Origin of the sequence: Fusobacterium sp. SYSU M8D902 (genome assembly GCF_040199715.1) — a bacterium.
Lineage (GTDB): Bacteria > Fusobacteriota > Fusobacteriia > Fusobacteriales > Fusobacteriaceae > Fusobacterium_A.
Genome location: NZ_JBEFNA010000005.1, coordinates 1 through 22070, shown reverse-complemented (window position 1 = coordinate 22070; position 22070 = coordinate 1). Strand labels below are relative to the sequence as shown.

Annotated in this window: 19 protein-coding genes; all 19 read left to right on the top strand. The window is 23.7% G+C overall.

The genetic code is table 11. The annotated features are described in order from the left end of the window. Positions 1 to 80: 80 nt before the first annotated feature. The 19 genes from ABNK64_RS03725 (at position 81) to ABNK64_RS03635 (ending at position 22033) form a co-directional block, all read left to right on the top strand. Complete coding sequence (locus tag ABNK64_RS03725) at positions 81 to 1193, top strand: transposase (RefSeq protein WP_349763516.1); 1113 nt, start codon at positions 81 to 83, stop codon at positions 1191 to 1193. 193 nt (positions 1194 to 1386) lie between these two features. After that, positions 1387 to 3213, top strand: coding sequence for a polysaccharide biosynthesis protein (locus ABNK64_RS03720; RefSeq protein ID WP_349763515.1), 1827 nt, complete (start codon positions 1387 to 1389; stop codon positions 3211 to 3213). A gap of 14 nt (positions 3214 to 3227) precedes the next feature. Further along, on the top strand, positions 3228 to 3908 hold the full coding sequence (locus ABNK64_RS03715) for a sugar transferase (RefSeq protein WP_349763514.1): 681 nt from the start codon (positions 3228 to 3230) through the stop codon (positions 3906 to 3908). Then, positions 3909 to 4694 carry a glycosyltransferase family 2 protein gene (locus tag ABNK64_RS03710; protein ID WP_349763513.1) on the top strand — a complete coding sequence of 262 codons (786 nt, stop codon included), beginning with the start codon at positions 3909 to 3911 and terminating at the stop codon, positions 4692 to 4694. Positions 4695 to 4738: 44 nt separating this feature from the next. Further along, the gene (locus tag ABNK64_RS03705) at positions 4739 to 5809 is read left to right on the top strand and encodes a glycosyltransferase (protein WP_349763512.1); all 1071 of its coding nucleotides are present in this window, start codon (positions 4739 to 4741) and stop codon (positions 5807 to 5809) included. Positions 5810 to 5825: 16 nt separating this feature from the next. Then, positions 5826 to 6926: a non-hydrolyzing UDP-N-acetylglucosamine 2-epimerase gene (gene wecB / locus ABNK64_RS03700; protein WP_349763511.1), complete on the top strand. Its 1101-nt coding sequence runs from the start codon at positions 5826 to 5828 to the stop codon at positions 6924 to 6926. Continuing rightward, positions 6919 to 7914: a glycosyltransferase gene (locus ABNK64_RS03695; RefSeq protein WP_349763510.1), complete on the top strand. Its 996-nt coding sequence runs from the start codon at positions 6919 to 6921 to the stop codon at positions 7912 to 7914. Before wecB (ABNK64_RS03700) ends, ABNK64_RS03695 begins: the two co-directional genes overlap by 8 nt. Next, entirely contained in the window at positions 7911 to 8993 is a 1083-nt protein-coding gene (locus tag ABNK64_RS03690) for a hypothetical protein (RefSeq protein WP_349763509.1), read from the top strand. Before ABNK64_RS03695 ends, ABNK64_RS03690 begins: the two co-directional genes overlap by 4 nt. Positions 8994 to 9035: 42 nt before the next feature. Beyond that, positions 9036 to 10391, top strand: a complete 1356-nt coding sequence (locus ABNK64_RS03685) for an exopolysaccharide biosynthesis polyprenyl glycosylphosphotransferase (protein ID WP_349763508.1) — start codon at positions 9036 to 9038, stop codon at positions 10389 to 10391. 49 nt (positions 10392 to 10440) lie between these two features. Continuing rightward, positions 10441 to 11484 (top strand): polysaccharide biosynthesis protein, encoded by a 1044-nt coding sequence (locus ABNK64_RS03680; RefSeq protein ID WP_349763507.1) that lies wholly within the window; start codon positions 10441 to 10443, stop codon positions 11482 to 11484. 1 nt (position 11485) lies between these two features. Next, the gene (locus ABNK64_RS03675) at positions 11486 to 12658 is read left to right on the top strand and encodes a polysaccharide biosynthesis C-terminal domain-containing protein (protein ID WP_349763506.1); all 1173 of its coding nucleotides are present in this window, start codon (positions 11486 to 11488) and stop codon (positions 12656 to 12658) included. Between the two features lie 4 nt (positions 12659 to 12662). Next, complete coding sequence (wecB, locus tag ABNK64_RS03670) at positions 12663 to 13808, top strand: non-hydrolyzing UDP-N-acetylglucosamine 2-epimerase (protein WP_349763505.1); 1146 nt, start codon at positions 12663 to 12665, stop codon at positions 13806 to 13808. Beyond that, positions 13801 to 14973, top strand: a complete 1173-nt coding sequence (locus ABNK64_RS03665; protein ID WP_349763504.1) for a glycosyltransferase family 4 protein — start codon at positions 13801 to 13803, stop codon at positions 14971 to 14973. The genes wecB (ABNK64_RS03670) and ABNK64_RS03665 overlap by 8 nt, the downstream gene beginning before the upstream one ends. Beyond that, entirely contained in the window at positions 14951 to 15721 is a 771-nt protein-coding gene (locus ABNK64_RS03660; RefSeq protein ID WP_349763503.1) for a WecB/TagA/CpsF family glycosyltransferase, read from the top strand. Before ABNK64_RS03665 ends, ABNK64_RS03660 begins: the two co-directional genes overlap by 23 nt. 3 nt (positions 15722 to 15724) lie before the next feature. Next, a complete protein-coding gene (locus tag ABNK64_RS03655) occupies positions 15725 to 16876 on the top strand; it encodes a glycosyltransferase family 4 protein (protein WP_349763502.1) in 1152 nt (383 codons plus the stop codon). Between the two features lie 243 nt (positions 16877 to 17119). Next, positions 17120 to 18181: a hypothetical protein gene (locus tag ABNK64_RS03650; protein ID WP_349763501.1), complete on the top strand. Its 1062-nt coding sequence runs from the start codon at positions 17120 to 17122 to the stop codon at positions 18179 to 18181. Then, positions 18171 to 19202 carry a glycosyltransferase gene (locus ABNK64_RS03645; protein ID WP_349763500.1) on the top strand — a complete coding sequence of 344 codons (1032 nt, stop codon included), beginning with the start codon at positions 18171 to 18173 and terminating at the stop codon, positions 19200 to 19202. Before ABNK64_RS03650 ends, ABNK64_RS03645 begins: the two co-directional genes overlap by 11 nt. Then, positions 19180 to 20664, top strand: a complete 1485-nt coding sequence (locus ABNK64_RS03640; protein WP_349763499.1) for a lipopolysaccharide biosynthesis protein — start codon at positions 19180 to 19182, stop codon at positions 20662 to 20664. Before ABNK64_RS03645 ends, ABNK64_RS03640 begins: the two co-directional genes overlap by 23 nt. A gap of 115 nt (positions 20665 to 20779) precedes the next feature. After that, on the top strand, positions 20780 to 22033 hold the full coding sequence (locus tag ABNK64_RS03635; protein ID WP_349763498.1) for an MBOAT family O-acyltransferase: 1254 nt from the start codon (positions 20780 to 20782) through the stop codon (positions 22031 to 22033). Positions 22034 to 22070 lie beyond the last annotated feature (37 nt).

The following is a 22070-nucleotide window of genomic DNA, read 5'->3' as shown; positions in this document are numbered from 1 at the left end:
ATTTTAAAAGTTGTAGAATTTAAGGGAAACTAGTGCAGCTATACACGCATTTTTCTTAAAAAACGAATAGGAGGAATATTTTGGCTAACTATATAGTTCAATTTCCTTTGAGAGTAGAAAAGTATCAAAAAGATATACTGGAGAAAAGATTTTCAATAGGGAGAGACATATATAACTCACTGTTGAATAGAATGAACAAGAGATATAAAGAGATGATAAAAACTAAGGTCTATAGAGAGATTTTAGAGGAGATATCTCAAGCAGAGGGGAGCAAAGAGAAGAAAAATCTATATAAAAGATTGGAGACCATTAGAAAAGAGAATGGATTTAATGAGTATTCTTTTCATAAAGAGGTAAAAGAGATGCAGAAGTATTTTAAAAAAAATATTGATTCTTTTACTGCACAGAAGATAGCAACACAGGTATGGAGAGCTTTTGAAAAGGTGATGTATGGAAATGGAGAGAAGATTCATTTTAAGAGGGTGGAAGATTTTAAGTCCTTAGAGGGAAAATCAAATGGAACAGGAATTAGATATATTGATGGATATATTGACTGGAAAGGTTTGAGATTAAAGGTCTTGGTAGATGAGAATAATCACTATGAGCAGGAAGCTATGAAGAGCGAGATCGCCTATTGTAGATTGGTTAGAAAGATAGTTAGAGAGAGAGTAAAATACTATACTCAGATAGTTTTTAAGGGAGTTCCACCTGTAAATGTGGATAAGAGAACTGGAGAGTATAGAGAGAGAATAGGTAGTGGAGAGGTTCATATAGGGATAGGTAAACAGTATCTGTTCTACAAGAGAGAGAACGAGGATATAAAGATTGTTGAACTAGCTGATAGGGTATATCCTTTGGAGCTAAGAAGAAGAGAGTTAACAGGTGAACTCAAGAAAAGAGAGAGAATGGGGTACTCCAATGGGAGTATCCGTTATAAGAGATTGAGAAGTAAGCTAATGGAAGTGTATAGGAAGCAGATGGCTGTGAGAAAGTACCAACATGAATGCCTGAGTAATGAGATCTTAAAGCTAGGAGATAGGCTTAGGATAGATAGAATAGAGGATATTCAAGATAAAGTTTACTCTTTGGGAAAAGAGAGAATGGTAAAGATAACAACTGGGGGAGAGATAGGACAGAGAGCTCCTGTTATGTTGATAGACATGTTGGAAAGAAAATTGAAATATAAAGAGTAGGTTTTGACATGAACCTAGCTAGAAATAGTGAAAATCAAAATAGAAGAAGATTGGGCTAATGTACTCTAGAGTACATTAGAAAATCTTTAGTATAAGAGATGTGAAGTGTCAGTACTTTTCATTTGTTAACTAATGTAAGAAGCTTGATTATATAAAGTACAACTTTATTGAAGGAATGGGTTAGGAGATAAAAATGGAGTTTTATAGCAAAAAAGAGATAATAGGAAAAATGATTTTAGATACAATAGCAATAATTGTAGCTGCAAGAGTTGCCATTTTTTTAAAATTAGATATATCTATATTGACAATTTTGGATGTAAAGTATTTCTTATATTATATTTTAATTTATTTAATGATTTCTTTTTTTTATAAAAATTTTCAAATAAGTTGGAGTTATATTGACACAAATGATATTTTTAAATTTATTGTTAGTCATATAATAACTTTTATACTAGTGATATTTTATTTTTCATTATTGAGAGAAGAATTTTCAAGGCAAATATTATTATTAGTACTATTTTTTTCAAGTACTATACAGCTATTGATAAGAATGTTTTTTAGAATGTTGAGACAATATAAATATAATTCTTTTTTTAAAGGTAAAAAAGAAGGGAAAAAAGCATTCGTTTATGGGGCAGGTGAAGCTGGAGTAGCTTTAATTAAAGAAAGTAAAATGAGCAAAAATTTTATATATAATATTGTGGGCTTTATAGATGATGATATAAAAAAACAGAAACTATATATTAATGGAGTTAGAGTATATGGAGGAAAGGAAGTAATAAAATATTATGCAAGAAAACTAAAAATAGAGGTTTTAATAATAGCTATTCCAACTTTAGAATATTCAAAGCTTAAATTAATATTAACGGAATTAGAAGAAATAAGCAACATAGAAATAAAAATACTTCCTCTTATAGAAGATAGACTTTCAGATAAAGGATTAATTAATAATATAAGAGATGTAAAAATAGAAGATCTTTTAGGTAGGGATGAAGTTATTGTAAATGATGAAAATATATTTTCGTTTATTAAAGGAAAAACTATCTTGATAACAGGTGGTGGAGGAAGTATAGGTTCTGAGATTTCAAGACAGATTTCAAAGTATAACCCTAAAAAATTAATAAATATTGATATAAATGAGAATAGTTTATATTTATTGGAACTTGAGATTAAGAGAAATTATGAGGGAATAGATTTAATAAGTGAAATATGTAATATAAGAGATAAAGAAAAATTAGATTATCTTTTTTCAATATATAAACCAGATATTGTTTTTCATGCAGCAGCACATAAACATGTACCATTGATGGAACATAGTCCTGAAGAAGCAATAAAAAATAATATATTTGGAACAAAAGGTTTGGTAGATATTGTAGATAAATATAATGTGGATAGATTTGTAATGATATCTACAGATAAAGCTGTAAATCCAACAAATATAATGGGAGCAACCAAAAGAGCTTGTGAGCTTATAATAGAAGAAAAAAATATATGTAGTAATACTAAATTTATGGCAGTAAGATTTGGAAATGTTCTTGGAAGTAATGGATCAGTTATTCCAATATTTAAAACTCTTCTCGAAGAAGGAAGGAATCTTACAGTAACTCATAAAGAAATGACAAGATACTTTATGACTATTTCTGAAGCTGCACAACTTGTAATAGAAGCTGGAACTATTGGAAATGGTGGTGAAATATTTATTTTAGATATGGGTGAACCTGTAAAAATAATAGATTTAGCAAAAAATATGATAAGATTTTCAAAAAGTAAAGTAGGAATAGATATTATAGGGTTAAGGCCAGGTGAAAAACTTTATGAAGAATTACTTTATGATGTAAATTCAGCAATAAAAACAGAAAATAAAAAGATATTTATTACTAAAATTGAAAAAGAAAATATTGATATTACTAGTTATTTAGATAAATTAAAAGAAATAGTAAGTAGAAAACCAAAAGTAAGCGTAATAAAAAAAGTAATGAAAGAATTTATTACTTCATATAAGGAAATAGAATATAAATAATGAGGGAAGGTAGTATGTTTTTAAAAAGATCCATTGATATAGTAGTCTCTTTTATTGGAATAATTTTATTTCTTCCAGTGATGTTGATAATATCAATCGCTATAAAATTAACATCAAAAGGGTCAATATTATTTAAACAAAGAAGAGTTACTATAGATATGAAAGAATTTACAATTTATAAATTTAGGAGTATGAAAATAGATTTTGATAAAGATGCAAAAGGGATTCAAGTAAGAGGAAATAGTAATGTAATTACCTCAGTAGGAAGAATAATAAGAAAAACCAAATTAGATGAATTGCCACAATTATTTAATATTTTATTAGGAGATATGAGTTTTATAGGTCCAAGACCAGAATTACCAAGAAGATTATGTTATTATTCAGAAAGAGATAAAAAGATATTTAGTGTAAGAAGTGGTATAACTTCACCAGCTAGCATAATTTTTTCAAATGAAGAATATTTAATGAATCAGGTAAAAGATCCTGAAAAATTTTATATTGAACAAATAATGCCTTATAAAATAGAACTAAATCTTTATTATATAGAAAGGAAGAATATTTTTTATGATATTTATCTTATATTTGTAACTTTTTTTAAAATAATAAAAAAAATTGAAGATAAAGATATTATAAAAGATAAAGATTTACTTAGTAAGAAGAAAGAAATAGAAGAAAAGATAGGAATAGAATACTAAATGAAAAAAATTCAGAAAGAATTAGTAAGTATAATAACACCAATGTATAATTCAGAAAAGTATATTTTAGAAACATATAACAGCATAAAAAACCAAACTTATACAAAATGGGAATGGATTATAATAGATGATAACTCTAGTGATAATAGTTATAAAAAAATTTTAAATTTATCTAAAAGTGATACAAGAATAAAAATTATACAGAATTTACAAAATTTAAAGGCAGCAAAGACTAGAAATAAAGGATTAAATATAGCAACAGGAGAATACATAACTTTTATAGATAGTGATGACTTATGGAAAGATAATTTTTTAGAAAGACAGTTGAAACTAATAAAAGAGAAAAAGTGTAATGTAGTTTATGCTAGTTATCAAAAGAAAAATGAAGATTTGACAGAAGTTTTAGGGGAATATATAGTTCCTAAGAGGGTAAATTATAAAGAACTTTTAAAAACTAATTACATGTCTTGTTTAACTGTTTTGTATAAAACTGAGGAATTTAAGCAACTAAGATTTAATGAGAACTTAAAAATGCACGAAGATTATGTTATGTGGTTAGAGTTGTTAAAAGAAAATATTGCATATGCGAATCAAGATATTTTAGCTACATACAGGATAAGAAAAGGGTCTGTTTCAAGAAATAAATTAAAAAATTTGTTATATATGTATTTTATATTTAGAAAAATAATAAATTTGAGTATGGTAGATACGTTTTTTTATTTAGGGAATTATATATATTATGGTCTTAAAAAAAATAAAAAAATAGTAATGAAATATTGGAAATAAATTTTTTAACTTTATATTAATATAAAAAAGATAGTGGAGAAAATATGAAAAAAATATTGCTGATAGATGGAACATATCCAATTAATACGAGAAATAAAAGAATGGTAGATACTTTAAAAAAAATACATATAGTCAGAGTTTGTGCATGGAATAGAGAAAATATAAATTTTGAAGAAAAAGATGATTATATCTATTCAAGTAATGAAGGTTATGGAAATAAAATAAAAAAATTATATGGAATGAGAAATTATTTTAATTATATAAAGAAAGTAATAGTGAATTATAATCCAGAAATAATAATTTCATCACAATGGGATATGTTATTATTAACAATTTTAAGTAATTTTAAAGGTAAAATAATATACGAGAATTTAGATTTGCCGACTTCAACTAATAGTTTAGTATTAAATATTTTGTTAATGGTTGAAAAATTGATGTTGAAAAAAGTATCTGGAATAATTTATGCATCACGATTTTTTATTCCTTTATACAATAAATATAAAGGGGCAAAGTTATTATTAGAAAATTTACCATTAAAAGAAGTAAATAATAAAAGTTATAAGATTGAAAAAAGAGAAAAATTAAGAATATCTTTTATAGGTGGGTTGAGATATTTTGAGACAATGAAAAATTTATTGTTAGCAATTCAAGAAATAGAAAATATAGAAGTATATTTAATTGGTAAAGGAGCTGAAAATAATAAGTTTCAAAATTTTATTGAGAGTAATGAATTGAAGAATATTTATATGATTGGTAAGTATGAATATAAAGAAATAAAAAAATTATACTTAAATACGGATTTTGTATGGGCTGTATATCCGAATAAAGACTATAATGTCAAGTTTGCTATATCTAATAAATTTTATGAAAGTGTTTTATTTGAAAAACCTTGTTTTTTTTCTAAAAATACTTTATTAGGTGATTTAGTCAAAAAAAATAAGATAGGAATAATAGTAGATCCATATAATATTGAAGAAATAAAGTCTAAGATAAGAGACTTAGATACGGGTAAAATTTTAATGTTAAAAGAAAATATAAAAATATATAAAAGAAATAAAAAATTATATTGGGAAGACAATGAAAAAGAGTTATTAAACTTTATAAATAATATTTAATTAGGAGAAAGTGTAAATGAAAGTTGGATTAATATTTGGGACAAGACCAGAAGCAATTAAGGTGGCTCCTGTTTATCATGAATTAAAAAATAATAAAATAGATGTTAAGGTTATTGTTACTGGACAACATAAAGAAATGCTTTATCAGGTTTTAAATTTATTTGAAATAGTACCAGATTATGATTTAAAGATTATGAAAGAAGGACAGTTATTATCAGAATTAACTGGGAAACTCTTAATGAAACTTGATGTAATAATAAAGAAGGAAAAATTTGATTATATTTTAGTTCAAGGTGATACTACTTCAGCTTTTGTAGGAGCACTTGCAGGGTTTTATAATCAAATTCCTATAGGTCATATAGAAGCTGGTCTTAGAACAGGAAATATATACTCACCTTTTCCTGAGGAAGCAAATAGAAAATTAATTAGTAATCTTGCAGATATTCATTTCGCACCTACTAAATTAAATATGGTTAATCTTTTAAAAGAAAATTATTCAGAAGAAAAAATAATAAAGAGTGGAAATACAGTGATAGATGCATTATATTGGATAAAAGAAAATAAAAGTGTTGATTTACAAAAAATAAGAGAAAAATACAATGTTTCAAATAAAAAATATATCCTTATTACAATGCATAGAAGAGAAAATTGGGGTATACCAATGGAAGAATCACTTACTGCAGTAAAAGATTATTTAAAAAAAAATAAAGATTTATATTTAGTATTTCCAATGCATTTAAACCCATTAGTAAGAAAAGTAATTCATAAAGTATTGGATGATTTTGATAAAAAAATTTTACTTGAACCATTGCAATATTTAGAATTTATAGCAATAATGGACGGAGCCTATTATATAATGACCGATTCTGGTGGAATACAAGAAGAAGCTCCTTCTTTAGGAAAGCCAACATTAGTATTAAGAGATACTACAGAAAGACCAGAAGCAATTAAAGCGGGAACAGCAAAGCTAATAGGAACAAAATATAAAAATATTATGAAATATATGAAACTTTTGGAAGGAAACTTATATTATCAAATGTCAAAATCAAATAATCCATATGGAGATGGAAAGAGTTCTGTAAGGATAAGAAAATATTTAGAGGAAAGATATGAATAACATAAAGGTAAGTATAATAATTCCCGTTTATAATACAAGTAAATTTTTAACAAAATGTCTTGATAGTGTTTTAAATCAATCTTTGAAAGAGGTAGAAATTATTTTATTAAATGATGGATCTATGGATAAATCAGATGAAATATGTTTAGAGTATTCAAAGAAATATAAAAATATTAAATATATAAATAAAAAAAATACAGGATGTAGTGATACTAGAAATTTGGGTATAAAAATGGCAAAAGGAGAGTATATAGCTTTTTTGGATAGTGATGATTATGTAGAAAAAAGTATGTATGAAGTCTTATATAATCAAGCTTATCTTGAAAAATTAGATATAATGATGTGTGGAATCTTATACCATAATTTAATAGAAAAGAATCAATACAGTGTTTCACCTAAGAGAATAAAAAAATTTTCAGATTTTTTTTTGTATGATATTTTAATCGCTTCTCCATGTAATAAAATTTTTAAAAAAGAATTAATTTTAAAAAATAATATTTATTTTCCAGTTAATACTCATCAAGGTGAGGACTTAGTTTTTTGTTTTAAAAGTTTAAGCTTCACCACTGAAGTTAAATATATTAATAAAGATTATTATCATTATCAAATTCATGGAAATAATTCAATATTTGATTTAGAAAAAAAAAGTGGTCTTATAATAAGCTTTAATGAAATGTTTAGATTTTTAAATTCTTTTTCTCAAAAATATCCTAATAAAAAAGTATTGTTAGAAATATTTTATAAACTATTAACTATACATGTTATGAGAGGATTATTTGTGAGAATGGTAAATAATAAAGTAATATCAGATAATAATTATAAAAAATACAGTAATATTTATTTAAATGAAATAAAAAAAATGGAATATTTAAGATTTAAAGAATGGATTATTGCGTTATATTATAAAAATTTGATATACCTAATTAGAAGATTAAATTTATTTTTTATTATAAAAAAAATTAGGGGAGGGATAAAAAATAAAAAATGATAAGTAGGATAAAAAATATATTAAAAGAAAAAGATATATTTTATTTTATAACTATTTTAATATTAATATTTCATAATTATACATCTAATATTTATGGAGTTGATTTAAAAAAAGTAAATACATTAGTTTTAATGATAACAATAGTATTATTTTTAAATTCAGTAAAAGATAAAATAAAAATTAATTTTAAAGAATTAGTAAAATACTTTATATTAATTTTCGGTTTAATTTTCGGTTTAAGAAGTCTATATTTGAGCTTTTTTATTTTAGGAATTTCTATTTTTATAGATAAGAGAATAAGAATAAGATATTTCTTACAAATAAATACTTTTTTTTATGTACTAACAATAATTTTATATAAGATAGGATATTTAGTTGAAGTAGAAAATCCACTTATAAGAATTGGTAGAATGAGGTATAGTTTAGGATTTGCACATCCTAATACAGCTATGATGTTTTTATTACCTATTTTTTTTACAATATATTATTTATACTATCCAAAATATAAAAATAGTATAATATTTTTTATATTAGTAAATAGTTTAGTGATATTTTTCTTTACATTTTCAAGAACAACTTTTATATTAATTATTTTATTTATAGGATTAATTTTTTTTAAGGATAAGACTATAGAAAAATTAAGAAAGCTATTTTTAATGGAAGGAATTATGATTATTTTATTAAGCTTGGTGTTACCTATTATATTAAATACAGAAAATATTATTAATAGGTTGTTAAGTGGAAGATTATTTTTATTTTATAAGTATTTGATAACATATAAAATTACTGTATTTGGAGATATGCAGATATTAGAACAGTATTCTTCTTGGCCACTAGATAATAGTTATCTAAGAGTTCTATTTGAAAATGGAATAATAGGTTTATTATTACTTTTATTATTAAGCTATTTAATAATGATAACATTATTTAAAAATAAAGACTATAAAGGAGTAAGAATATTTTCAATATTATTAATTTTAGGCTTTATGGAGGGAAATATTTTTCATTTTTATTTTAATATACTTTGTTTTATATTACCTGAATATGTCAATAAAGCAATATTAAAATTAAAAAATTAGATCAATGAAGAAAAAATAAAAAAAGTTTTTAGGGTGAGTTTATTGAAAAGACAAAGTATTAAAATATTAATGATAATTTTCCAATTTATTTTTTATTTTATAGTGAATAAATTTTATGATGTTCCAGATAGAATAATGTATAATACATTTTTCATATATTTAATTCTTAATTTTACAAAGAATATGTACTCTTTTAAAACTATATTAATTTGGGAAGAATTAAGAAAACAGTTACAAGTTCATATAGAATTCTTATTAGTAATGTTAATAAATGATATAGCTTTTTGGAAAGGAAAATATGTAGTAGTACATATAATAGTAGGTTTAACTTTTACATTTTTTAATCTTTTTATAATAAAGTTTATAAGAAAAATTTATAGAAAAATTCTAGAAAAAAGATTATTGATAATAGGAATAGGTGACACAGCAAAAAATTTAACAAAAGTTATAAAAGAAAATGATTTTACTATGTATAATTTATTGGGATATATTTCTGTAAATAGTATTAGTGGAATAAATCAAGAAATTATTGTTGAGAAAGAAAAAATTTTAGGAGATTATGATCAAATAGAAGAAATTATATATAAAAAAAATATAAATGAAATTATAATTGCAATACCTTTCATAAATAATATTCAAATGCTTGAAATCATAAATAATCTCGATAGAAAAGTAAATAAAATAAAATTTATACCAGAATTAAATGGATTATATACTATTAATTCTAAAGTAGAAGATTATGATGGAATTATGCTGATTTCAGCTAAAATAAATTTAGTTAAAATAAAATATTTCATAAAAAGATTAATAGATATATTTATTTCATTTGTAGGAATCATGTCATTAATACCTCTTACAGTTTTAGTTTGGATAAAAACAGATAAAGAAGAGAGAAAAAAGGGATTATTTTTTACACAAATAAGAATAGGACAAAATGAAAAAAAGATAAAGATTTATAAATATAGAAGTATGGTTACGGGGGCAGATAGGATTTTAGAAGAAATGATGGAAAAAGATGAAAAAATAAAGAAAGAATATGAAAAAAATAAAAAATTGAAAAATGATCCAAGAATAACTAAAATAGGAGAGTTTTTGCGGAGAACATCTTTAGATGAATTTCCACAATTTATAAATGTATTTAAAGGTGAGATGTCATTTGTTGGCCCAAGACCATATCTTCCAAGAGAAAAAAAAGATATGGGAAAATATTATGAAAAAATAATAAAAACAAAGCCAGGAATAACAGGAATGTGGCAAACACATGGTAGAAGCAATACAGATTTTGAGGAAAGGTTAAAACTTGATGAATATTATTATAGAAATTGGTCTTTATGGTTAGATATAGTTATAATAATTAAAACTTTAAAAGATGTTATTTATAAAAGAGGAGCTTATTAGAATTTTAGGTTAAGAGAAAAAATAATTTTAAATATTGGAGGTATTATTAATGTCATCATTTTCTGGAGCAACTTTAATGATCACAGGAGGAACTGGTTCTTTTGGTAAAACAGTTCTTAAACATTTTTTAACAACAGATATAAACGAAATTCGTATTTTTTCTAGAGATGAAAAAAAACAAGATGATATGAGGCACGAACTTCAATCTAAATATCCAAAATATGCAAATAAAGTACAATTTTATATTGGTGATGTAAGAGAGCTAAATTCTGTTAAGGAAGCAGTAGATGGGGTAGATTATATATTTCATGCTGCAGCTTTAAAACAAGTTCCATCATGTGAATTTTTTCCTATGGAAGCAGTTAGAACTAATATTGAGGGTACAGATAATGTCCTTCGGGCTGCTATTGAAGCTGGTGTAAAAAAAGTTGTTTGCCTTTCAACAGATAAAGCGGCATATCCTATTAATGCAATGGGAATATCAAAAGCTATGATGGAACATGTTATTTATGCTAATGCTAGGGTTGCAGCAAAGCGTAGTAAAACAATAATTTGCTGTACAAGATATGGGAATGTTATGTGTTCAAGAGGAAGTGTAATTCCATTATTTATAAATCAAATAAAGTCTGGAAAGCCAATTACAATTACAGATCCTAATATGACAAGATTTTTAATGAATCTTGATGAAGCTGTTGAACTTGTTCAGTTTGCTTTTGAACATGCTAATCCAGGGGATTTATTTATACAAAAAGCAGATGCATCTACCATAGAAGATCTTGCTAAAGCGGTACAAAAACTTTTTGGAGATACAGGGACAAGTATAATAGGAACACGTCATGGAGAAAAGTTATATGAAACTCTTATGACAAGTGAAGAAAGATTGAGAGCAGAAGATATGGGTAATTATTATAGAGTTGTTGCAGACAGTAGAAATTTAAATTATGATAAGTTTATTATAGCTGGAGAAGTTAAAACTCAAAGTGAAGAATCATACACAAGTCATAATACAAATAGACTTGATGTAGCTGGAGTTGTTAAAAAGATTTTAACAACAGATTATGTTCAAAATGCTTTGAAAGGAATTTTTGAATAGTATGAGTTATAGTATCTTAGTGACAGGAGCTAATGGTTTTATAGGTAAAAATTTAATTGAAAATTTAAAGAATATCAGAGATGGAAAAGATAAAGTTCATAAACTTCCAAATGATCTAGAAATACTTGAATATGATATAAAAAATAGTGAAGTAGAATTAGAAGAATATTGTAAAAAAGCTAATTTTATTTTTAATCTTGCAGGAGTAAATAGACCAAAAAATAACTCTGAATTTATGAAAGGAAATTTTAATTTTGGAGAAAAACTTTTAAATTTACTTAAAAAAAATAAAAATAATTGTCCTATTATGCTTTCATCATCTATTCAAGCATCACTTGAGGGAAGATATGAAGGAAGTGAGTATGGAAGAAGTAAACTTGCAGGAGAAAAACTTTTTAAAAATTATGCAAAAGAAACAGGTGCAAAAGTTTTAATTTACCGTTTTCCGAATCTTTTTGGAAAATGGTGCAGACCTAACTATAATTCTGTAATTGCAACTTTTTGTAATAATATTGCGAATGATTTACCTATTCAAGTAAATGATAGAAATACAGAACTTGATTTAGTCTATATTGATGATTTATTAGAAGAACTTCTAAGGGCAGTAAATGGAAATGAGACAAGAGATGAAAAAGGATATTGTTATATTCCAGAGATCCATCATATTACTTTAGGTGAAATAGCAGATCTTTTATATAGTTTTAAAGAAAGTAGAAAAACTTTATTTATTCCTAATATGTTAGAAGGAAGTTTTAGTAAAAAACTTTATTCAACTTATCTTTCATACTTGAATCCCAAAGATTTTAGTTATTCTTTAAAAATGAATGAAGATAATAGAGGAAGTTTTACTGAAATAATAAAAAGTTTAGATAGAGGACAAGTAAGTGTAAATATAAGTAAACCTGGAATAACAAAGGGGCAACATTGGCATAATACTAAAAATGAAAAATTTTTAGTTGTAGCAGGAGAAGGAATAATTCAATTACGCAAAATAGGAACAGATGAAGTAATTGAATATAAAGTGAGTGGTAAAGAAATGACAGTTGTAGATATGATACCAGGATATACTCATAATATCATAAATACAAGTAATATAGAGAATCTAGTAACTGTTATGTGGTGTAATGAATGTTTTAATCCAGAAAGACCAGATACTTATTTTGAAGAGGTATAGAAAAATGAATAAATTAAAATTGATGACAATAGTAGGAACAAGACCTGAAATAATTAGATTATCAGAAGTTATAAAAAAATGTGATAAATATTTTGATCAAATATTAGTTCATACAGGACAAAATTATGATTATAACTTAAATCAAGTATTTTTTGAAAACTTGAAATTAAGAGAACCAAATTATTATCTTAATGCTGTTGGAAAAGATTTAGGGGAAACAATTGGAAATATAATAGCGAAATCTTATGAATTAATGGTAAAAGTAAAACCAGATGCTCTTCTTATTTTAGGAGATACAAACTCATGTCTTTCAGCAATAGCAGCTAAAAGATTACATATTCCAATATTTCATATGGAAGCAGGAAATAGATGTTTTGATGAATGTTTACCCGAAGAAACTAACAGAAGAATAGTAGATATTATTTCAGATGTCAATATGTGTTATTCAGAACATGCAAGAAGATATCTTAATGCATCTGGAGTAGCTAAAGAAAGAACTTATGTAACAGGTTCACCAATGGCAGAAGTATTAAGAGCAAACTTAAAAGAGATAGAAAATTCTAATATTTTAAATAAATTAAATCTTAATGAAAAAGGATATATTTTATTAAGTGCTCATAGAGAAGAAAATATTGATACAGAAACTAATTTTATATCTCTTTTTACTTCAATAAATAATTTAGCAGAAAAATATAATATGCCAATACTTTATTCTTGCCATCCAAGAAGTAAGAAATTTTTAGAAGCAAGAAAGTTTAAACTTGATGAAAGAGTAAAATTACATGAACCATTAGGTTTCCATGATTATAATAATTTACAGATGAATGCATTTGCAGTTATATCAGATAGTGGAACACTTCCTGAAGAATCATCATTCTTTACTTCTATAAATAAATCATTTCCTGCTATTTGTATAAGAACAAGTACAGAAAGACCAGAAGCGTTAGATAAAGGATGTTTTGTATTAGCAGGAATATCAAATAATGAAGTGGAACAAGCAGTGGAACTTGCAGTAGCAATGAATGAAAATAGTGATTTTGGAATACCTGTGCCTTATTATATAGAGGATGTATCAACTAAAGTAGTAAAAATAATACAATCTTATACGGGAATAGTGAATAAGATGGTTTGGAGAAATAATTATGAATAAAAAAAAGATATTGATGGTTCATAACTTTTATCAAATTGGTGGAGGAGAACATACAGTTTATAAAAATGAAGTAGAAATGCTTCGTGAAAATGGACATGAAGTAATTGAATACACTCGTAATAACAATGAATTAAGAACTTCAAAATTAAAATTATTATTACTTCCTTTTACTACAATATGGTCTTTTAAAACTTATTATGAAATAAAAAAAATTATAAAAAAAAATAAGATAGATATTCTTCACTGTCATAATACTTTTCCTTTAATTTCACCTTCTGTTTATTATGCAGCAATAAATGAGAGAATTCCAGTAGTGCAAACTATTCATAATTTTAGATTTTTATGTCCTTGTGCTATTCTTTATAGAAATGGAAAAATTTGTGAAGAGTGTATAAAAAATAAATCTTTTATACCTGCATTAAAATATAAATGTTATAGAAACTCAAGAATTCAAACATTTATAGTAGTGTTAATGTTAACTATCCATAAATTATTAGGAACTTATAGAAAAATTAATTATATATTTTTAACTGAATTTAACAAACAAAAATTCAAATATTTTTTAAATATTTTTGGAAAGAATATATTTATAAAGCCAAACTTTGTAAAAGAGTTTGATATCTCAGTAAAAGAGTGTATGAAAAATAAAGTTTTTATATTTTATGGTCGATTAGAAAAAAATAAAGGAATTTTATCATTGGTAGAAATGTGGCAAAAAGTACCAAAAGATTATGTACTACATATATATGGAACTGGGACTTATAAAAAATATATAGAAAGAATAGTAAAAGATAATGATAATATTATTTATTACGGTTTTAAAGAACAAAAAGTTATATTTCAAGATATATTAAAAAGTAGTGCTGTTTTAATAACAAGTGAATGGTATGAAACGTTTGGAATGGGAATACCTGAAAGTTTTTCATTAGGAACTCCAGTTATTTGCACTAAATTGGGAACTCCTAAAACAATAGTTGAAGAATCAAAAGGAGGATTGATCTATAAAATAAATGATTATAATTCTTTTTATAATTCTTTAAATGAAATTGTAAAAAATAATAAATATTATTCAGAAAACGCAAAATTATATTTTGATAAAAAATTAAATATTAAAAAAAATTATGAAAGATTGTGTGATATTTATGATAAAGCAAAAATTATTTAAAAATTATCCCAAAAGAGTGAATATAATAGGAGTCCCTATTTCTGTTGTAAATATGGATAAATGTATAGAATTTTTATTTGATAATTGGAAATTATCTCATGGAAATTATATTTGTGTATCTAATGTACATACTACAGTTATAGCACACGATAATATAGATTATTATAAAGTTCAATTTGAATCATTATTATCTCTTCCTGATGGAAAACCACTTTCGATAATTGGAAAAAGAAGATATCCAGAAATGGATAGAGTAACTGGACCTGATTTTATGAGAGAAGTTTTTAAAAAATCAAAAGAGAGAGAAATAACTCACTTCTTTTATGGGTCAACACAAGAAAATTTAGATACTTTGATAAAAAAAATAAAAGAAAAATATCCTTGGATTAAAATCGTAGGAAAAGAACCATCAGTTTTTAGAGATATGAATGAACAAGAAGAAAATGAATTAGCAAATAGAATTAATGCTACAAAAGCAGATTTTATATGGATAGCTTTAGGTGCTCCACGTCAAGAATTATTTTGTTATAGAAATAGAGGGAAAATAAATGGGATAATGGTGGGTGTAGGTGGTGCTTTTAGTATTCTTGCTGAAACTATACCAGAAGCACCACAATGGATGAAAAATATGAGCTTAGAGTGGTTATATAGATTACTTCAAGAACCTAGAAGACTATTAAAAAGATATGTAATTACAAATACAAAGTTTATTTATTATTTGTTAAAAAATAGGATAGTAGGGGATTAAAAAATGTATAGTTTAATAATATATGATACATCAAATTTTAAAGATTTTCCAATAGGAGGTCAATTAACAAGTATAAGAAATTTTTTACTTTATATTACAGAAGAGCATCCCGAAGAATGTAAAAAAATTCTTTTAGTTGGAATAACAACAGATGAGTGTAAGGTTGGAAAAATACAAATAATAAATATTGGAGAAAAAGAGTTTGATTTTTTGCCAATACTATATAGAGAAGTTAATTTAAATAATATTAAAAAATCAATGAGATTAGAATATTTAAAAGCATTATTTAAATTCAGAAAATATATTCCTAATGGAGAAAAAATAATTCATTATTTACATACACCTGAAGCTTTTATTCAAATAAAATTATGTCATCCTTTTTCAAAAATAGCTGTTTTTTCACATGGAGATTTTTTTAATATGTTAAGAGGGTTTAGATTTTATAGAAACAATAAATTAGTTAATATATTTTTTAATAAATTTATAGAAATTTTATTAAAAAAGTCAGACTTGATATTTACGTTAGACAAAGTTTCATTAAATAAATATTTAAAATATAATAAAAATGTTATTTCAGTTGATAATTCAATAGTTATTCCAAAAGAATTACCAATAAGAGATACTTGCCATGATCCATTGCGGTTGCTATTTGTTGGAAGATTTTCAAAAGTAAAAAGAATAGATGGAATCATAAAAGCGGTATTACCAATAAGAGACAAAATAGAGTTAACAATATTAGGTGATGGAGAAGAGAAAGAGTATTTAGAAAACTTAATTAGAGAAAATGATGCAGAAAGACATATTAATTTACTTAGCTCAGTTTCTCCTGAGAAAGTAAAAGAATACATGAAGAATAATGATGTTCTTATAATGAATTCTATTATAGAAGGGAAACCAATGACAATTTTAGAAGCAATGAGTTATGGTATGCCAATAATAACAACAGATGTTGGAGGAATTTCAGAGATTGTTAAATTTAAAAAAAATTCATTAAAAATAGATGGAGAAACTGAAAGTATAATATCAGCAATAAATTTTTCAAAAAATAATTATAAAATATTAGTAAAAAATTCTTTTTTGGAATCAAAAAGATTTGATTTTAAAATAGTGAATAAGAAAATATTTTTTTTATTAAAAAATATGAATAGTAATTAAAAGTTATTTTTAAAAAAGAAAAAATACAAGAAATATTTATTTAAATATTGAATAATATTTTTTATATATTAGATTTTTATTTAATAAAATAATGCGTAATCTTATAAGTTAAAATTAAATAAAATAATTAGGAGAATTATGAAAATAAAATATAAAGAAGTTAATATTATTTTTTTTGTAATAATATTTTTTTTTCAAATTTTTATAGATGGATACTATGTAGCTCATGGTTTAAATGTGGAATTGCAAAAAATTTTAAAATATATTATTTTGATAGTGGGAACTATTTTTGGATTGATGAGTATTAAAAATAAAAAAGGATTGTGTTATTTAAAAGAAGCAAAATTAATAATTTTTTCAAATTTAGGTATTTTAGGAATTTCTCTATTATTAATATTAGTTAATGGTGGAAATATAAAATATACATTTGAATTGTCATTTCGATTTATGATTACAATTTTATATTCTTTTGTTATATTAAATATTTTTAATTTAGATGAAATTTATAAATTAATGATATATTTATTATTTGTTTCAATATTAGGTTGGATTTTAGAAAAAGGAGTAAATATTCTTTCTATAAGTAATATAAAAAGTATTTCGTTTTTTAACTCATTTTCTCCTTTTGAAACACATTATTTTGCAGCTTCTTCTATAAATTGTTGTACTTTTTTCATGTATTATAGGAAAAATAAAATAATTTCAATAATATCTTTTATATTTGTATTATTGACATTTAAAAGACCTGCAATAGTTTTTTCCATTATTTTATTTTTATTACCTTTATTTATAAATATAGATAAAAGAATAAATAAAATGATAATACTGATTGGAAAAATTATGTGTATAACTGTTACTATTTTATGGTTTTATTTATTACTTTCAGAAAATAGTGATATCTTTTTTACAATTGTAAATGATATACCAGAACATTTTACTCAAGGTCGAAGTACGATTTTAAATTTAGTATTAGATACTGGATATAAAGCAGCCGGATTAGGATCAACTAATAGTATTACTTGGCATGGAATAGAAATGGATTTAATTCAATTCTTACTGGAAACCACAATATTTGGTTTAATAATTATTATTAACACAAATATTTCTATAGCTGGAAGAAAATTATATTCTTTTATTTTTATGACTTTTAATATGGTGACTTGTTTAACTGGTTCAAGTATGTATAATATTTTTGGGTGGATTCCTATTTACATAATATATGGTTGTATTAATTATAAAAAAAGTGAGAAATTAAAAATGAAATTTCCTTTAATACAAAGGAGGGAAAAAAGATATGCAAAATGAGGTATTAGTATCTATTATAGTACCAATTTATAATAGTGAAAAGTGGTTAAAATTTTGTTTAGATAGTATATTAACTCAAAATTATAAAAATTTTGAATTAATATTAATTAACGATGGATCTAAAGATAGCAGTGGTATTATATGTGATAATTATGCCAAAAGAGATTCAAGGATCAAAGTTTATCATAAAAAAAATGAAGGTGTTAGTGCTGCAAGAAATGACGGAATTAAATATTCTCAGGGGAAATATATACAATTTCTTGATAGTGATGATATTATAAAATTTCAAATGACTAAGGGGTTAGTGGAATTAGCAGAAAGAGAGAATGCTGATATTGTTATGTGTGATTTTGAAATATTAAATGAAATAGAAATATCTAATTATATTTTTCAACCAATTTTAGGAGTAAAAATTGGAAAAATGAATAAATTAGAAGCAATGAAAAATATTCTTAGAATTGATGGATATCAAGGATTTTTATGGAATAAATTATTAAAAAAAGAATTATTAAATATGAACAAAGAAATAAGATTTGACAATGGAATATCAATATGTGAAGATTTATTATTTTGTTGTAAATATTTATCTCAAGCAAATAAAATAGTTTATACATCTGAAAAATTATACGGTTATGTTCAACATGAAAATTCACTATCACATAAAATTGATAAAAAAATTTTAACAAGTATAGAAGCAAATAGACAAATAGCAATAATCTATGATAAATTTTTTTTACCAGAAGGACGTTCTAGATACATATATTCTATAGTAAATTTATTCACAATGATTAATTTCGATGTTATTAAAAATAAAAAAAAATACCTAGAAAAAGAAATAAAAGAAAAAAAAAATTGGTTTAAACCCAAATTACATACTAGAAAAGAATGTTTTGTTTATTATTTTTTAATTATGAATCCTTATTTATGTGGATATATATATATTATATTGAAAAAAATTTATAAAGTAATAAAAAATAAACAAAAGAAGGGGAAGAATATTGAAAAGAATAAAAGTTATTAAAGAAATATTATTAAATTTAATAATAACAGTAGGGATAAGTTTATCATTATTTCTTGTAAATAAATATTTTTCACTTTATTTAGGAATACAGAATTTAGGTTTAATGAAATTATTTACACAGCTATTAGCTTATCTTAATTTAGCCGAAATAGGCTTATCATCTGCTTCTACTTATGCTTTATATAAACCACTTGCAGAAAAAGATTATAATCAAATAAGTGTAATCATTAATACTATTGCTTCCTTATATAAAAAAATATCTTTGTTTATTTTAATAGTAGGTTTGTTATTAAATCCTATTATTCCTTTTTTTATTAAAGATAAATTAAAAGATGTAAATATTTACTTGTACTGGAGTTTATATGTTATCAACACTGCCTTAAGTTATAGTTTTGCAAAATATAGTGTTCTATTTACTGCAGATCAGAAATTTAAATTTGTTAGATTAATACAAGGTGAAAGTAGAATATTTTGCCAAATATTACAAATAATAATTATAATTAAATTTGAGTCATTTTTAATTTTTATTTTATTATTAATTTTAGATAATATAATCCAATTTATATTTTATAAAATTCATTATAAAAAGTATTATTTTAATATTTTTAAAACTAAAATAACTGATAAATCTATAACAAAAAATTTAAAAAATTTATTTTGGCATAAATTGGCAGGATTGATAGTTTTTAATACTGACTTAATACTTATTTCAAAATTTATTTCTCTTGAAGTTGTAGGAATATATGCAAGTTATCAAATGATAGTTCAAATGATAATAACATTAATAAATATAATTTTAAGTGTTTTAAGACCTAAAATTGGAAAATTTATAGCTGAAAATAATAAAGAAGAAATATTTAATTGTTGGAGAAATTTGAACATAATTTTTTTAAATATAAGTATACTGTTTTCTTTTTGTGCATATATTTTAATTGATGATTTTATCAAACTTTGGATAGGAAATAAATATATATTACCAAAGCAAACGACAATTTTAATTATTATAAATTTGTTTGTGCAATGTTTTAGAGGAGTGACAGATGTATTTAAAGATGGAAGTGGATTTTTTGATGACATTCAATTACCAATAATAGAAGCTATATTAAATTTTGTTTTTTCTATAGTTTTACTTTATTATATAGGATTAAATGGAGTAATAGTAGGAACTATAATATCAAATATTTTGATAATTTCTATAGCAAGACCAGTACTAGTATTCATAAAATGTTTTAATAAAGATTGGAAAGACTATATTGAAGTATATGGAAATTATTTAATCCTATTAATTTTATCTTTATTTGGATTAAATTTAATAATAAAATCTTTTATAATTTTTGAAATAAATGGATGGATAGAGTGGATAATTTATGCTATTAAAATTTCTAGTATTTCAGGAATTATCATATTTATAGTTTTTTTATTGAATAAAGAATTTAGAAATATTTTAAAAAAGATATTATAGGAAATAGAAATATAATTAATTTTAAAGGAGGAAAATAATATAAGTTTTAACTTATATTTTATATAAAATGTTATTTAATTCATATGAGTTTATATTTTTATTTTTACCAATTACTTTGGTAATATACTTTTTATTAAATAGATATAACAAAAATAAATGTGCTAAAGCTTGGTTAGTAATAGCTTCACTATATTTTTATTCATATTTTAATAGAATGTATTTAATACTTATAGCTATATCAATTTTAATAAACTATTTTATAGGAAAACGATTATCAAACAATAAAGTGGATATAGTTCAAAGAAGGATATTATTAATATTTGGAGTTGTATTTAATTTAGGAATATTAGGGTATTTTAAATATTATGATTTTTTTGTAGAGAATATTAACATAGTATTTAAGAGCAACTTTCATTTATTACATATAATGTTACCATTAGGAATATCATTTTTTACATTTCAGCAACTTTCGTTTGTAGTAGATATGTATAAAAGATATCATTTAATTTATGATTTTTTAGATTATTGTTTATTTGTAACATTTTTTCCACAGCTAATAGCAGGACCAATAGTATTACCAACAGAGATGTTACCTCAATTTGAAGCTGAAAGTAATAAAAAAATTAACTGGGAAAATATGAATAGAGGATTATATGTATTTTCTATAGGATTAGCAAAGAAAGTAATAATAGCAGATACAATAGCAAATTTTGCCAATGCAGGATTTGATATAATGGATAAATTAAATTTTATAGAAGCATGGTTAACATCAATATCATATACATTACAATTATATTTTGATTTTAGTGGATATTGTGATATGGCAATAGGGATTGCTTTGATGTTTAATATAGTGTTACCAGCAAACTTTAATTCACCATATAAATCAACTAATATACAGGAATTTTGGAAGAAGTGGCATATGACATTAGGTAGATTTATGACAAACTATCTATATATTCCATTAGGAGGAAATAGAAAAGGAGAATTAAAAACATTAAGGAATTTATTCATAGTATTCTTGGCAAGTGGTATATGGCATGGAGCAGGTTGGAATTTCATAATTTGGGGAATGTTACATGGAATATGTATATTGATTCATAGAATATGGAAAAATAGTGGAAGAAAATTGAATAAATTAGTAGGTTGGTTTATAACCATTAATTTAGTGAATATCTTCTGGATATTTTTTAGAGCGAAAACAGTAACAGAAGCACTAAGAGTAATAAAGGGAATGTTTAATATAAAAGGGGGTATTTTATATATTCCACAAGAAGACATAGAGCTTTTTATAGAATATACTAATGGAAAACTTAGAACATATGAAAGTGTTTGGTGTATAATAGAATTCCAAGAAGTTGCAGCATAAAATTTCAATAAAAAATCCATTGTAAATTTACCCTAAA